General features: G+C 21.6%; 12 protein-coding genes. 8 read left to right on the forward strand and 4 right to left on the reverse strand.

Annotated elements, in window-relative coordinates; translation table 4 throughout:
- Window positions 1-460: 460 nt before the first annotated feature.
- Window positions 461-1,177: a variable surface lipoprotein gene (locus MCAN360_RS01475; RefSeq protein WP_045433765.1), complete on the forward strand. Its 717-nt coding sequence runs from the start codon at window positions 461-463 to the stop codon at window positions 1,175-1,177.
- A 41-nt stretch (window positions 1,178-1,218) separates the two neighbouring features.
- On the opposite strand, the gene MCAN360_RS05830 is transcribed toward MCAN360_RS01475, so the two are convergent.
- Window positions 1,219-1,362: an IS3 family transposase gene (locus MCAN360_RS05830; RefSeq protein WP_102032227.1), complete on the reverse strand. Its 144-nt coding sequence runs from the start codon at window positions 1,360-1,362 to the stop codon at window positions 1,219-1,221.
- Between the two features lie 416 nt (window positions 1,363-1,778).
- Window positions 1,779-1,964: a hypothetical protein gene (locus MCAN360_RS05380; RefSeq protein WP_045433767.1), complete on the reverse strand. Its 186-nt coding sequence runs from the start codon at window positions 1,962-1,964 to the stop codon at window positions 1,779-1,781.
- A 753-nt stretch (window positions 1,965-2,717) separates the two neighbouring features.
- Between MCAN360_RS05380 and MCAN360_RS05385 the strand changes: the two genes are divergently transcribed.
- Entirely contained in the window at window positions 2,718-4,430 is a 1,713-nt protein-coding gene (locus MCAN360_RS05385) for a hypothetical protein (protein WP_045433769.1), read from the forward strand.
- Between the two features lie 269 nt (window positions 4,431-4,699).
- Window positions 4,700-4,870, forward strand: coding sequence for a hypothetical protein (locus tag MCAN360_RS05390; RefSeq protein WP_158423319.1), 171 nt, complete (start codon window positions 4,700-4,702; stop codon window positions 4,868-4,870).
- Window positions 4,871-5,652: 782 nt separating this feature from the next.
- Here the strand turns inward: MCAN360_RS05390 and MCAN360_RS01490 are convergent.
- Together MCAN360_RS01490 and nadE are read right to left on the reverse strand one after the other, a co-directional pair.
- Window positions 5,653-5,985, reverse strand: a complete 333-nt coding sequence (locus tag MCAN360_RS01490) for a coiled-coil domain-containing protein (RefSeq protein WP_045433771.1) — start codon at window positions 5,983-5,985, stop codon at window positions 5,653-5,655.
- Window positions 5,986-6,204: 219 nt separating this feature from the next.
- Window positions 6,205-6,972: an NAD(+) synthase gene (nadE, locus tag MCAN360_RS01495; protein WP_045433773.1), complete on the reverse strand. Its 768-nt coding sequence runs from the start codon at window positions 6,970-6,972 to the stop codon at window positions 6,205-6,207.
- 172 nt (window positions 6,973-7,144) lie between these two features.
- On the opposite strand from nadE, the gene efp reads away from it, so the two are divergent.
- The 5 genes from efp (at window position 7,145) to MCAN360_RS05410 (ending at window position 16,343) form a co-directional block, all read left to right on the forward strand.
- Window positions 7,145-7,702 carry an elongation factor P gene (gene efp / locus MCAN360_RS05395; protein WP_045433776.1) on the forward strand — a complete coding sequence of 186 codons (558 nt, stop codon included), beginning with the start codon at window positions 7,145-7,147 and terminating at the stop codon, window positions 7,700-7,702.
- A 2-nt stretch (window positions 7,703-7,704) separates the two neighbouring features.
- On the forward strand, window positions 7,705-8,016 hold the full coding sequence (locus MCAN360_RS01505; RefSeq protein WP_045433779.1) for an MMB_0454 family protein: 312 nt from the start codon (window positions 7,705-7,707) through the stop codon (window positions 8,014-8,016).
- The gene (locus tag MCAN360_RS05400) at window positions 8,006-9,856 is read left to right on the forward strand and encodes a transketolase family protein (RefSeq protein ID WP_045433782.1); all 1,851 of its coding nucleotides are present in this window, start codon (window positions 8,006-8,008) and stop codon (window positions 9,854-9,856) included. Before MCAN360_RS01505 ends, MCAN360_RS05400 begins: the two co-directional genes overlap by 11 nt.
- Window positions 9,857-10,022: 166 nt before the next feature.
- Window positions 10,023-10,631 carry a hypothetical protein gene (locus tag MCAN360_RS05405; protein ID WP_148310077.1) on the forward strand — a complete coding sequence of 203 codons (609 nt, stop codon included), beginning with the start codon at window positions 10,023-10,025 and terminating at the stop codon, window positions 10,629-10,631.
- 66 nt (window positions 10,632-10,697) lie between these two features.
- Entirely contained in the window at window positions 10,698-16,343 is a 5,646-nt protein-coding gene (locus tag MCAN360_RS05410; protein ID WP_045433787.1) for an MGA_1079 family surface serine endopeptidase, read from the forward strand.
- The last annotated feature ends 10 nt before the right edge of the window (window positions 16,344-16,353 follow it).

The following is a 16,353-nucleotide window of genomic DNA, read 5'->3' on the forward strand; positions in this document are numbered from 1 at the left end:
TCCATTTGATATTGTCATCCTTATTTTCTTTATTTAAAGATTTTAAAATATAAAAATTGTTTATTTTGATAATTTAAAGAATAAGAGCATATTTTTTAATAAATATTTATACCTTGATTCGTCACTACAGTTACTTTTTCTTTTCTTGTTGCATTTCCTTTGTAGAGCTAAGACTCTCAATTTTTTTAGTAGATCATAATTTAGTATTATGTTCTTTTTTAGGGTTAATTTTATTTAGAAATATAGTAATAAAAAAACTCTTTATTTATGTTATTGATATTTAATGTTAGGGACATCGACAGATATGTATTTATTACTATAAAAACGTGTAATTATTTTGAATTTTGACATTAATTCTTGCCAATTTGCCAAATTCAAAAAAAAAAAAAAAAGAATAAAATTTTTTTATAAAAAATAAAAATTTGAAAATTAAATAAATTAGTAGAAGAAGGAAAAAAAGATGAAAAAACTAAAAAAAATTTTATTAACTTTTGGTTTTTTAGCTCCCTTAACAACATTACCAGTAATATCGGCAGCTTGTGATAATAAAAAAGAAGAAAATTCAAAAGATATAAATGAAGAAATTAACAAAATAAAAAAAGAATATGAAGATTTACAGAAAAAAACTAATTTATTAATTTCTTCAACATCAGAAAAAGAAAAGAAAGAAAAAGATTTACAAAAACTTTTAGATGATAATACTAAAAAAATTGCAGATTTAGAAAAAGAAATTAATAAATTAGAAGAAAAAGAAAGAAAAACAAAAAAACTAGAAGAATTAAAGAAACTTAATAATCAATACTTAGGTTTAGCAGATGCTCTTAAAGATGGTTTTGCTGAATATCCAGAACTAGGTGAAGATAAAGAAGATGGTTCATTCAATGACTCTGAAGAAGATGAACTTGGAACCGATAGTGAAGATGGTTCATTTACTAATGACGGTCAAAATATAGAAAAAGATAGAAAAACAAAAAAACTAGAAGAATTAAAGAAACTTAATGATCAATACTTAGGTTTAGCAGATGCTCTTAAAGATGGTTTTGCTGAATATCCAGAACTAGGTGAAGATAAAGAAGATGGTTCATTCAATGACTCTGAAGAAGATGAACTTGGAACCGATAGTGAAGATGGTTCATTTACTAAAGACGGTCAAAATATAGAAAAAAAGAAAAAATAAACGAATCAATATAATCAAGCACAGAAGTTTGACTAAAAAAATTATTTTAAATTGTTTTTTACGGAATGATATCTATATTTTTTAGGTGTCATTCCTTTTAATTTTGTAATTATTCTTTTTTCATTATAATACTTTATATATTTATGGATAACTTTTTTAACTTTTCTAATGAGTGAAACTAATAAAACATTTCATTTTTCATTGTACTAAAGAAAATTTCAATTATACAATTGTCATAACAATTACCTTTTCTAGACATGTTTTGCAAAATATAAAAATTATTTATTTTGATAATTTAAAGAATAAGAGCATATTTTTAATAAATATTTATACCTTGATTCATCACTACAGTTACTTTTTCTTTTCTTGTTGCATTTCCTTTGTAGTACTAAGACTCTCAATTTTTTAGTAGATCATTTTTATTTTTAATTTAGTACTATGTTCTTATAGTTCTTTAATTTTTAAATGCATTTTATTTAAATTATTTTGCTGTTATTTCTTATTTTAGTTTTCATTTTTCTAGGCGTTACTTGTTTTATTTTAAGGCTTTTATAATCTAAATTTAAATATTTTTTTACTCATGAATAAATTAAACTAACATTTATTTTAATTTTTTAGCAATATTACTCAAAGAATTACTGCTTTTATTTTTTTTGATAATTTTAATCTTAAAATCATATGAATATTTATTATTTTTATGTTTTTTAATTAAATCTTCATTTCTATGAATTTTATATAAAGAATAAATAGTGTTTAATGTTGTTTTTCAAATTTTGTACAAATTCATTACATATTTTATGTCTCACTATTTTTTAATAATTTAATTATATTTAATATATCTTCTAATTTTAATTTCATATAAAAACCCTAAAGTTTTTCTAATTTACTTACTCTAACTTTTAGGGTTAATTTTATTTAGCAATATAGAAATAAAAAAACTATTTATTTTTGCTAATGTTAGGGACATAGTCAGATATGTATTTATCACTATAAAAACGTGTAATTAGCGTAATTGAGACATAAAAAGGTTTTGCTTACTTTTTATATAAGTTAACATTCTAATCTTTCATGGTATTGCGTTGCTTCAAACGAAAATTTATTTTTGTTTTAGTTATTCTTAATGCAAATAAATGCAACTTTACCGTTAATAAATCTTTATTATTATTAAACTCTTACTTTTTCTAATACTAAATCAAAAAGAAAATCACAAAACTTATGCTGTTCTTAATTATTTGTAAATTTTTTAAATCGTTAATAAATATGATTTAACAATTTTAAATTTCTTACTTGTCTTATTTCAAAATCGCCTAAAATAAAAAGAAAAATTGTTTTTAGAATTTTTTTAACTATTTAACTTATATCTTAAAATACATTTTTTTACTATTTTAGTATTAAATGTTGCCAATTTAAAAAAAAAAAAAAGAAGTTAATAATTATGTTAGTAGAAAAATTAAAAATTTAAAAAATTGGAAATCTTATTATTTTATGTCTTTAATTTTTTGGATCTAAAACTAAATAAAAAAATAAGAGGAGTAAATTTATGAAAAAAAGAACTAAAAAAATTTTAGTGACAGGTGCAATTGCGGCAACTGTAATAGTAGCAATAGCCGCTACAGTAGCAAGTGTAGTAAATGTTAAAAAGAAAAAGCAAGTGCCAATTGCAAAAATTGATGAAAATAAAATTATCAAAAATAAAAAACCACAACCTTTACCTAAAAAAACACAACCATTAGGCACTATTGATCCTACTAAGATTATTAAAGCGAAAAAACAAGTGCCAATTACTAAAATAGACACTTATAAAATTATCCCAAATAAACCTTTTATCAAGATTAGCGAAATTACTAATAATAAAAAAGTGCCAAGTATTTTGAAACGCATTAGTGAAAACGCTAAAAGCGAAATATGAGAACAAATTTATGAAAATATTAAAGCTGTAGCTTCACCCAAGTTGGAACGAGATAATAAATTATTACAAGAGGCACTTGAAAAAGCTAGACAAGAAATTAGCCAAATAGATTCATTAAGTAAAGTGGAACAAAATGAATATAACCAAATGCTTAGTTTCATTGATAGTGTTTCAAAAATACCTGAAATTGAGCAAATAGTGCTAAAAGCGCATCAAGCAGCACAAGTTAAACAAGAGTTGCAAGAGTTATTCAAAGGCATTACACTTTCGAATTATGAAACTAACAAAGTAGACTTATCATTTACTTTAAGCGGAGATTCAGCAAAAATAGCTAAAATCAAAGAATATATCACCAGTGAAAAATATGGATTAAAAGTATATTCATCATCTCCTTTAATTGAAGAAGGTAGTGAATATTTTGATCCAGCTACAAAACAATTGATAAGTGAAAAAAATATTGTTGATGCTGAAGAGCAAGTTTTACATCTATATACACGTTTAGAGACTAATTCATTGATTCCACCAACTACTGTTGATTTTTATAATGATGAATTTAAAGTTTCAGTGCCTATGACAACTAAATGAGCAGAGCAAATTAAATATGAAGACAAGGAAATTATTACCGGAATATCAATTGGCACTACGCGCGAGCAAGTTGCAGAATTTAAACAGTTAATTGCTAAGGATTATAATTATGCAATAAATGTTGATAATAAAACCAACTTAAATGATGTAATTAAAGATCTAAAAGAAGCATATCAAAAAGGTGGTAAAGAAAAAGATAAAATAGATAAAAAAGTTATTTATCTAAATAAACTTTTAAAAACAATCGATACTTTATTACATACCCGAAATCAATATGTACAGTATAAAACACTTCCAACTTCTGATCAAGATAAATACGACGAGTTTATTAAAAAACATATTGCAACATCATTCAATGAAATATGAAAATTATTTGAAAATAAAAATCTTACTGATGAAATAGACACCAAAATCAGTAACTTATTAAATGTTCAATTTATGGCACTTAGTGATTTAGACACGTATAAAAGCCATCAAAAAATTGATGAATGATTAAGCGGCGATGTGGATTACACATTTACTACAAACAGAAAACTTATTGATGTATTAAAAGAAAAGTTGGTTAGTGAGCAAATAAAACTAAAAACAATTGAATGATTAGTTAATGAAATATTTAAAAGCTCTGATTATGAATTAAGTCCTGAAATAAAAGATCAATTATTATTAGAAGTGATAGATAAAGATCAAACCGACGGTTATTTTGACTATCAAAATGAAATAAAACAAAAGTTAGAAAAGTATAAAAAAAATAACGCTTAATTAGTGTTATTTTTTATTATGTAATCAATATTTGTTAAATAAGGTATAACGAAATCCTTTATTAAATAGGTTATAAAACCATGGACGTATTATATATACTAAAGAGCAATATGCTCAATATTAACTTAACAACCGTGAATTATACAAAAAAGAATTATTAGATTTTGTCCCTTCAATTATAAAAAAGGAACTAGAAAATGAAGTGATATTAACTAAAATTGATAATTTAACTAATTCACATTTTATTGTCAAAAGTTTAGTAGATAAAGATGAAATTAATAAAAATTGATGAGGCATTAGCTGGTGTTGGATATAAATTTGTTGATAGTCAAGACATTAAAGATGTTATTAAAGCTAAAAAACCCAGCTGAAGATTTGAAAGCAAATTTGAAACGATCAAATGATTAGTTCAAGGGTTAGAAAAATATGTAATAAATTAAAGAAGTAACTAATTCTTATATTAATGAAGTATTAAATAATAACAAAACACAATCATTAAATCAATATTATAACAATATGTTAAAAGCTTGTTAAATTTGCAATAAAAGAATAATTACAAAATTAAAAAGAATGACACCTAAAAAATATAGATATCATTCCGTAAAAAATAATTTAAAATAATTTTGTTAGTCCAACTTTTTGGTTCATTATATTGAGAAAAAATCTTAGTTTTTTTTATAAATTTAAATATAAAAATTAGATAGACACTAATATAATACCTATTTAATTTTTATTTTGTTAAAACTTAAATAATTCTATTTCATATATTGTATCTTTATTTTTAAATTTAAACGGTATAACTATTGTCCCATCTTCTTTTTTTAAAAATGATAAATAATCATTTTTGTTATTTGTAGAAACTATTTCATTATTTTTTAATAATTCGATAAATTCGTTATCAAAAGTTAGATTTTTAAGTTCTTTATCCGATCTTTTTGTTCCAAATTTTAAAACATATTTTTTAGATTTTTTACTAGGTTTAATTTTTTCAAAATATTTTTAATCAGTTTCGTTTTCTTCAGATAGTATTTTTTTAATATCATTTGTTTGTTTTTTGTACTAATTTACCAGTGAATATTTTTATTTTTAATTTTTTCTGCAATTTCTTCTTGTTTTGAATCATCAGGAGTTTTTTGAGGAGCAGTTGGTGATGTTTCATCAGATGATTGATCTTTTTCTTTTTTTTCTGGATTATCATTTGTTGATTTACTAGGTTTTGTTGTTATTGGCGAGTTTGATATTTTGGATTTTCTATATTTTTGTTACCAGGTTCATTTAATTTGTTCATTTTTTGTTCTAATGCGCTAATTTCATTTATTTTTTTATCTATTTCGTTTTTTATATTTTTATTTAAATTTTCTAAATCTTCAATTTTATTTTCTAAAGAAGAAATTATTTTCAAAAGTTCATCTTTTTTGTTATTATATTCTTCTTTTAAAACTTCTTTTTCATTTATTAATTCATTTTTATCATTGCATGATGCTAAGGATATGGGCAAACTTGTTATTGCAATTGAGGATGCAATAGTTAATAAAATTTTTTTAATTTTTTTCATTTATTATCTTTAAAACTAAATTTAATTGTTATTATTTCTTGTGTAATTTAATTCTATTATTAACTTTTTATAAGTTATATATAATAGGTTAAAAACACTCAAATTTAATTTTTAGATTATATTATTGACTATTATTTTGATTTAAAATTTAAAAAATAAAATTTACAACCAGTTATTTAAGTTGTAAATTTTTTTATTTTTTCTAAGTTAAAAATTAATCTAAATTAGTTTTGGACCTTTAGGAATCATTTTTCTTTTATGTTCAGTTTTTTTGATTTGTATTTCTATTTTTTTTATTATTTCATATGAAACTAGATTTTTATTTTTAAAATAGTTTTCAAATTGTTCATAACTAAAACCAAGTTCATCTTCGTCAAATTGATTTTCAATTAAATTAGCACTTGGGCGTTTATTTATTATCTCGTGAGGTGCATTTAAAATTTCAGCTATTTTATAAATATCACTTTTAAATAAATTAGCAAATGGTAATAAATCGCACGCCCCATCACCTCATTTGGTAAAATAACCTAAAAAATACTCATTGAAATTATCGGTACCTAAAACTAGTGAATTATTTTTTTGAGCCTCAGTATATAAAACATTCATAAAAAATCTAGATTTGCAATTAGCTTTTATTCAATTATTTTCTAAATTAAATTTTTTAGAAAATAAATTAAATTCTTTAGTCAAATTAATAGTTTTTATTGAATTATTTAAAAGTTTATTAAGTTTTTTGATATGTTTTTCATTTTCTAAATCTTTTTTAGTTTTTAAATAATAAAAATGAGCATTTTCTTTAAATAATTGATAAGAAATTAAAGCTAGCGCACAACTATCTATACCTCCAGAAATGCCCAAAGTAATTCCTTGTGAGTTTGCATTTCTAACTTTTTTATATATTCATTTTTTAATTCTTTTAACTAAATTTTCGTATTTCAAGACTTCATTTTTATTTTTTATATCAAAGTTATATCAACCATTTTTCATATTAAATATATTGTATTATTAAAATAATAAAAAACTTTTTATTTTATTTTTATATTTGCTTTTGGTAATTAATTTATAATTTTTATTATTTAAAAAATATAATGTCTATTAAAAATATCGTTTAATAAAATTAAATTAAAACTATTAAATTAAATTTAAGGAGAAATAAATTATGATAAATGTTAATGATTTAAAACCAGGAGTCACTTTTAAATTAGATGGAAATATTTATGTTGTTTTAGAGGCTCAACATTCAAAACAAGGTAGAGGACAAGCTAACGTTAAAGCAAAAGCAAAAGATTTAAGAACAGGATCAACAACAATAAAATCTTTTACTGGTGGTGAAAAAGTAGAAAAAGCTATGATCGACAAGGTTTCAATGGATTATTTATATAATGCAGGTGAAGTTGTTGTTTTAATGGATCAGGAAACATTTGAACAAATTGAAATACCAGTTGAAAATTTAAAATGAGAACTTAATTTCTTAAAAGAAGGAATGAAAATTATTGTTAGAAAATATGAATCTGAAGTTTTAGATATTGAATTACCTGCTAATGTTGCTTTAGAAGTGATTGAGGCTCCAGATGCGGTTAAAGGTAATACAGCCCAAGCTGCGCAAAAGAAAGTAACTTTAGAAACAAATTTTGTTCTTGAAACACCTCTTTTTATAAAAGAAGGTGAAACTATTTTAGTTTCAACAGAAACTGGTAAGTATGTAGGAAGAGCATAATTATGCGTAATTATATATCAGTTAATACAAAGATTAACTTTGATTTTAAAGTTGAAATAAATGCAATATATGACGCAATTAATTCTTTTTTTAATAATCAAGAAGCAATTATTTTAAGTTCCGAACCAATAGTTGTTATTAATGATAATAAAAGTAATTTAGATATTTTTATAAAATATAAATTAAAAAAAGATGCGATTTTGTCTTTTGAAACTAAAAAAATGATTTTTATGTTGCAGCAAGCTTTGCAATCATTAATCAATGTAAAACCTAATAATATTAATATGGTTTTTGAAGGTTTTTATGACATTTAAAAATAAAAGAATTAATAATTTAGTAATTGATAATATTAAGGTTAACTCATTGGCACAAATTGCTAATTCAAAAACAACTAACATTGCAATTAACATAAGTGCTGCTAAAATATTTCATGCACTTTTTGGATTTCATTATAAATTTGATTTAAAAAATCCTCACTGAGTTTCAAGAGATAGATTTATTTTAAGTACATCAGAGGCTAATCCAACTTATTATTCAATGCTTTATTTATTGGGATTAATCGATAAAAGTCAAATTAAAAATATTAATAAACCTATTTCTGAATATAATAATTTTTTAAAAAGAAATAATAAACTAGGAATTGAAATCTCTTCATCTAAACCTGGCTATGGTGTAGCTGAGGCAGTTGGTATTGCAATTGCTGAATCTTATTTATCAAATAATTTTAAAGAAATTAGCCATTATACATATTTATTTGTTTCTACAAAAGATTTAGAAAGCGGGATTGCAAACGAAGCATTACAATATGCAGGGTCAATAAATTTAAATAAACTAATTATTTTGTTTGATTCAAATTCTTTATTAAGTAGTTTTAAAAATCAAAAAAATAATTTAAATATTCAAAAAACTTATGAATCTTTTGGTTTTAAATATATAAAAATAAATAATGCTAATTATAAAAATATTGTAAAAGCAATTTCAAAAGCAAAAAAAAGTAATAAACCAACATTTATCGAAATAAAAACATCATTAGGTGAATTAAGCTTAAATAATATTAAAAATTACTACACTGAAACATCTAATTTAACATTTGAACAAATTGATGAATTTAAAGAAAAAAGTAATTTTAAAAAAAGTGATTCATTTGACTTATATCCTGAGGTTTTTGAAGAATATAAAAAAGTTTTTTATAAAAATAATAATTTGTATAAAAAATGAACAGCATCAGATCAATTAATTAATTTCCTAAATGAAGAATTAAAAGAAAATGTTAACGATAATTTTCTTTCAAATAATAACAATATAGATTCTAATTTATTCACAATTATTAATAATATTTTTGATAAATATAAAAATACATTTGCCCTTTCTTCATTTCTATTAACATTAACCAAAATTAAAAATGCAAACGGTGTATATGCACCTAATCATTTAGATGGCAGAAATTTATTATTAGGAATGAAAAAAAATGCTATGGGATTAATCGCTAATGGTCTTTATATTCATTCTAACATTAAACCATTTGTATTTAATACTTTATCTAATGCAGAGACATTAATACCAAGTTTAAGAGATGCAGTTTTTAATAATTTAAAAATTTTATTTATTTTAAAAAATGATTTAAATACAATTGAAAATTCTAATATTTCATATCAAGAGGAAGAACAAATAAGTATGCTTTCTCAAATTGAAGGATTAAAAATTTTATATCCCGCAGATTTAAAAGAATTAACTGGCTCAATTGAATATTATTTAAATAAAGCAAAAACTCCTGTTGTAATTATTACTAATTTTTCAAGTAATTGAAGTTGTGAAAATACTTCTAAATACAATTTTATTTCTGGTTCTTATTTTGTTTTAAAAAATAACTCTGAATTTAGTTTGTTAGCTAAAGGTTCGGATTTACCAACCGCTTATAAGATTGCAAGTAAACACAACCTAAATTTAATTTCTATTTCTAACGATGAAAATTTAAACAAATTAGATTATAATAAAAAATTAGCAATTACTTTTACTAAGGATATTGCAGACGGTTGAATGCGTTATGCTAAATATAATTTAAATATTAACAATTCTAATAATAAACTTAAATCTGATTTTAATAATGTTGAAAAATCAATAAAAACTATTTTAAACAAAAAAAATAACAGCTAAAACACGAAAATTTTTTTCGTGTTTTTGTTTTAAAAAATAGTTAAAAGTTTTATTTTTTGTAGAATTTGTTTTTTGTTTTTAGTTTAAAAATTTATTAATTTTTATAAAATTTAATTATTGAAATGTCTTAAATACATTTTTTATTTAAATAAGGTGGGTAAGCGATATGAAAAAGATGAAAATTTTATCTTATGTTATAAATATGCCCATAATGCTCGCTATTTCTGGAATCGCTATTTCTGGAATCGCTATTTCTTGTGCAAAAAATTATTCAAATAAGTTAAGTAATCAAGAAATAAAAAACTATGATTTAAAAGTTACTGAAATTGAAAATAAGATCCCAATAGTTAAGCAAAAATTAAAAAATTGATATTCTTTAGTCCCTAATGATTTGTTTCAAACAGTAAATCAAATTGAAAAAGAATTAGTAAACTTAAAAAGTTTAAAAGATGCAAAAAATTATGAGATTTTAAATTTAGTTATATTTAAAATTAATGCAATATTAAAAACCTTAAACGATACGATAATTTTAAATCAAAATATATTATTGTCAAGTTTTAATGAACTTATTCAAAATTATAATAAATTGAAAGAATCAAATAAATATAATACAAACTTATGATTGAGTGAAAAATATGATGAAATAATGCAATTAAAATTTAATATTGAAAAATTATTATTTAATGAAAAAAGTTCTTTAAAAACAAGAATAGGCTTTGAAGAACTTCTTAAAAAAATAAGTATTTTAGAAAAAGAGCTTAAAGAAAAAAAGTAAATGATTTTAAAACTATTTTAAAATAAAAAAATATTTCAATTTATTAATGTTAAGGATTTGAATATTATGGGCACAAAGAAAAAAGCTATTTTATTATCAACTTCATTGTTTTTATTAACTTCGTCAGTATCTATACAATTAATTTCATGTAAAATAGATCAGAAAATAGATATTAAACATCAAAATAAAAGTCAAAAATTAAAAGAATTATCTATCTGAGTTACAAAATTAAATGATATTAATTGAAATTTATTAGATAAGACTACAGCAGTTAAATTTAAAAAAATTAGTAACGATTTATTGGAGTCGTATACTAATTTTTCATACTTAAAAAGTGAAAAATCATTTGACGACTACTATCAAATAGTTAATAATTTTAAACAAGAAGTTGAAAAAAAGTTTGATTTAAATTTAAATAAAATAAATCAAAATCAAAAATCAATACAAGAAATAAAAGAACCTATTTTAGATAAAGATATTCTTAATAACAACTTTGACATCGATAATTTAATTCAAACAAATTACTATCCAGATTTTGATAATATAGTAATTAAGATTTCAAAAAACGAAAAAGATTTAACTAAAAAACTTCCTAAAAAAATATTAGTTACTTTTGCTAAGAGAAATGTTTTATTACCGGTTGAATGAAATAATTTAATTATTAAAAAGAGAACTTCAACAAATATGTTTTCTGAAGTTGAAGGTAAATTTATTTTTAATAATAAAGAGTATAAAGTTAAGACAATTTTTAATGTATACGATGAAATAGAAAAAGATCCAAATATTAAATGATCTATTATAGATGATTCGATTAATGCCGTATCGCTTGATAAAGAAGAATATAAAACCAATTTAATATTCAACAATGAGAAACAAGTTTTTGAAATAACTAATTCAGATGAAAAATATAATTTAAATAATATAGAAAACAAAATAAAAATAAAATTTAATAATCCTAATATTAATTATTCAATCTCTTTACTAAGTGAAACTTTTACAAACCAAAAAATCAAAACATTAATATCAAAAGAATTTGTAATCAAAACCTTTAATGAAAATAATTTTTTATTAAATAAATACATTCTTATTATTAAAAAAAATAATATTGAGAATATTAATAGCAACATCAAAATAAATTTAAAAAATTTAGATATAAATCAATATAGTGCAAAAAAAATAATTTTAAAATCATTTTTTGACAGAGTGAATCATTTTAACTATAAAGCTAAAAATACATATAAAATTTTAAGTAATATTCATAAAAAATTAACTTACGAAAAATTAAATGAATTTGACAATAATAAAATAATTGAAATTGATCATTTAATTTTAAATGCTGAGTTTTTAATTGAAAATTTTAAAGATTTTAATTTTGAAAATGAATATAAAAATAATTTAAAAAATGAAATTATAGAAAAAATTAAAAATAATATACTTGAATATTCAAAATTAAACGAATTAAAGAAAAATATTAATGATTTTGAAAATTTAATTAAAAATGATCCTTCAATAAATGATTTTAAAGAAATTTTTAAAAATAAAATTAGAAATGAAAATTTATTGTCAGATAATGATAAAAAAATATTAATAGATGGTTTAGAAAAATCTTATTTTTTAATATCTGACATTTATTTAAAATTAACCAATTTAAAAATAGAAACAAAACTTAAAATAAATGAAATTAAAAATAAAATTTTAACAAATACATTTATTGGGAATCCCTTAAAATCTTATTTACTTTTAAAAATTAATTTAATCGATAATTATGAAAAGTTAGATTTAATTTCACAAGAAATAAATCAAATTTTAAATAATGCAAATTCAATTATAAATATTATTAACAAAAGTTTTGAAGAAATTAAAAATAACAAAATAGGTGGAAATAAAGCTAATATTTTGTATAAATTATTAGTAAAATATAAAAATATTTATTCAAGAAAATCAAGTTTAATTTTATCGAATGAAAATTTAGATCTTTTTTTATTTGAATTAAAAAATTGACTAATTTTAGAAAATGATAATGAACCAAATGTTTCAATTTTTAATAAGGAAGTTGAAAAAGTTTTTGATCCTACTAGAATTAAGAACGAAAACATCGAAAGATGAAGAAATTTAGATTTAGAAAGATTCATGAATATCGCCTCTTTGAATAGTCAAACTAGCAATATTATGCTTAAGGACTTAGATACTGATTTTCTTGATTTTGAAATTGAAAATATAAAATTTTCGAATGATAAAAGTGCGTCAGTTATTACATATAAAATAACACATAAATTTAATCCAAATTTAAATTCAACAAGAGAATTAAGTATTGAATTACCAAATGATAATATTATTCCTAAAATTAAAGCTATTGAGCAAAGTAAAAACCTAGATTCATATTTTAATATTGACTATCATTCATTATCAAAAATGTCTTATAATGAATTTAAAAGTAACTTTAATTTACAAAAAACTAATGAAATTTTAGGAATTCAATTTTATGCTAATTTTGATTTACAAACAATAACTAAGAAAACTAAATATATTCATGAAAGTTTTGAGTATAAAATTAAAAATATTCCAAGATATGAAAATTCAAGACTTTATGCTACTGTTTCTTTTCTTTTTAATGGTAACGTATTTTTTGAAAAAGAGCTTGAAAGTGAAAAAAATATTGTATTTCAAAATAATTTTGCAACTCAATCAGATGATGATGTTATTGATTTAGAAAAAGCTAAATCAATAGTTAATAATCGAGATTTAATTTTAACTAATTTATATCTTAAAAAGGATTCTAAAATAACACATCAAGATATTTATCCAGAAGAGATTTTAACTAAATTACCAGAATTATACGATTTACCAACTTTTGGTAAATACCGTGTTGCCCCAAAAAAAATATTAGAATCTTTAGATTATGAAGAAGCTAAATGAGGTGGTATCGCTCGAACTATTTGGGCAGTTCAAGAAAAAATTACTAATGAAAACGGAAAAGTAGATTGAAAGTGAGTTGAAAATACAGAATCGGAAGTAATTCATAATATTGATCATTTTAAAAGATATCAATACTATGACTTTATTAAGCCTAAAAATAATGAATTTTTAACTTCATTAGATTTTGAAAACAATAATACCTTTGATTTAGATTTAAAAAAACAAATTGATTTATTAAATGAAAGTGATTTAGATTTTAGAAAAGTAATTGGGAAAGCTGAAAATGAAAATTCATTTACTTTATATAGAAATTTAAATCCTAGAGAATTAATTGCTCAAAAAGCATTTTTAAAAATGAATTATTTTTTAAAAATAAAAGATAATAAAGAAAAACAAAATAATGATAATTTAAAAATTGCAAATATTATTGCACAAGAAGGACATTACGTTAATTCAAATTTAGGTTATATTCCTAAAAACACTTTAGCTTCATCTGCCGATAATAACTTAATTAAAAATTCAACTTTTTATTATTTTTATGATATTAAAGAAACAAAAAATAATACAATAACATTTAAATTAGGTTTTGTATCCAATAGAGATAGAAACAAAAGATATTCTCCTAATAAAATATTTACATTACATAACATTGTTAATGACTTTGAACAAAATTTATATCCTGAGGTTATGCTTAACAATATAACATATGAAAATTTAAAAATTGACACAAATACCTTATCTACAAAAACAGTTAATGAATGAAAAAATAATCTTGATTTAATTAATAATCATATTTTATTAATAAATTCAAAAAATAATAAAGACTTGGAAATAGATAGTAACTTTATAAGTTATAAAAATTTTAAATTAGATAAAAATTATTTCAAAGTAGGTGAAATTAAGCAGTGAGATACTAATAAAGCATTTATTAGATTCGAAGTTTTAAATTATGAAAATAAATGAGTTTTAGGAAAAAATTGATATTTAATTTCAAATTTTAAAGATGATAATTCTTTATTTGAAGATCCTTCATGATTAAAAGAAGATAAACTTAAAACTATTTATTTTGATAATAAAGAAGTTTGAAGACAACGTGAAATCGAACCTTTTATCGAAGATGCAGAATGAAGTTTAAAATCAGCTAATGAAGCAATTTGAAAAATGAATAATAAATATTTAAAACACACTTTATTATCTCCAAATGCTAAGTTAAGAACTATTGATTTAGAATTATATGCCGGTATGCTTGTTTTTGATTCACAAAAAAATGATCGTATAATTAATCCTAATAAAACTATTAAAATTAATTTAGATTTTGATAAAGTATTGCTTTCACCTTTAACTTATAAATCAAGCTTTAATGAAGTAATAGATTCGAAAAATATTAGAATAGACTATACTTTAACAATTTATTTTGATAAAAACGATAATAGCTTAAATTTTTCTTTTTTAACTAAATCTCCTTTTAAAATTAAATTAGGTTATCCTTGAAATCAAAGACAAGAAAATAACGAAAAATTTGATTCTGAAAGAGCGATATTAATACCATATGCACCCTTAAAAATGAGTATGTCTTATATTAATCATATTCAAAATGAAAGTGACTTTGGTTTAGGTAAAACTAACTTATACGATTATAATAAAGCTGGAACATCAGCTTCAGGACAAGTACATTTACTTTATAATGACGCCTCATATTATGCTAAAAAAATTTATAACCCAAATCAAAATGTTTATTGAAAGCATAATGATGGTTTTATACCAAATATACAATGAATAAGGGATGAATGAGGAACAACGAATCGAGATTGAAATTTGATTAATCGCGTCCGTGATAATTCAATAAAATATTCAACATATAACCGTCACCCGGGGTCTGGTGGAATTCTTTCTAAAATAAATGACGATCCAAGTAATTTAAATATTTATTACACTTCTAACTGACATGTAGGAGAATTTTTTCCTAATATTGAGGCAAATGATAACGGGATTTATGGAAAAAATCGAAAAGAACCTCCAACAATCGGTAATCCTGTTATGTCCTTGCCTTTAAATAAGTGAGATTCAGATTTATATAGAGGTTATGAATATAAAACAAGTGAATGATGATCTTTACTTTCATCATTACAAATGTCGCCTAATGAAACTAAAGTAATTTATGTTGGTTGAAATAAAGAAAATAATATTGGTAAATCAGTTGAAGAATTGGTAAACAAAGATGGAAAAAAATCATCAGCAACTTATGATTTTCAAATTGTTCATAGTAATTTTGAAACTTCAATTGATCATGCAAAAAAAGGTTTTAGAGATGATATTATAAATTATTTAAAAAATCAATTAGAAGCTAAACCAATTAGAATGGATCAATCATCAGATAAAAATTATCAAATTGTACCCGTTTTAAATCCTCTTGCTCATATTGGTTTTCCTGGATGAGGTTTTATGAGTGGTTATGTTAATTTTAGACCTGAAAATACTAAAGAAACATTCAAAATTTATCAATATCCTAATTACTCTCCAATTTTAATTGGTAATGGGAATTCCGGTTCTGCAATATTTAGTCGTGATGGCGAATATACGGCAGTTTGAAGATCTGGTGCAAAAGGCGCTTTTTCAAATGGTCAATTTTTTGATAATGACAAAAATAACTTTTTTGGAATTAATTGAAATAACGAAAATCCGCTTGATTCAAAATCATTCAAAAATTCTGTTGGTCATATGATTTTAAGACAAGCATTAAACCATCCTTTTAAATATCAAATTCCTTGATTTTATAAAAAAATCAACTCAAAATAAATAACAAAAC

It is taken from the genome of Metamycoplasma canadense, from assembly GCF_000828855.1.
Lineage (GTDB): Bacteria > Bacillota_I > Bacilli_A > Mycoplasmatales > Metamycoplasmataceae > Metamycoplasma > Metamycoplasma canadense.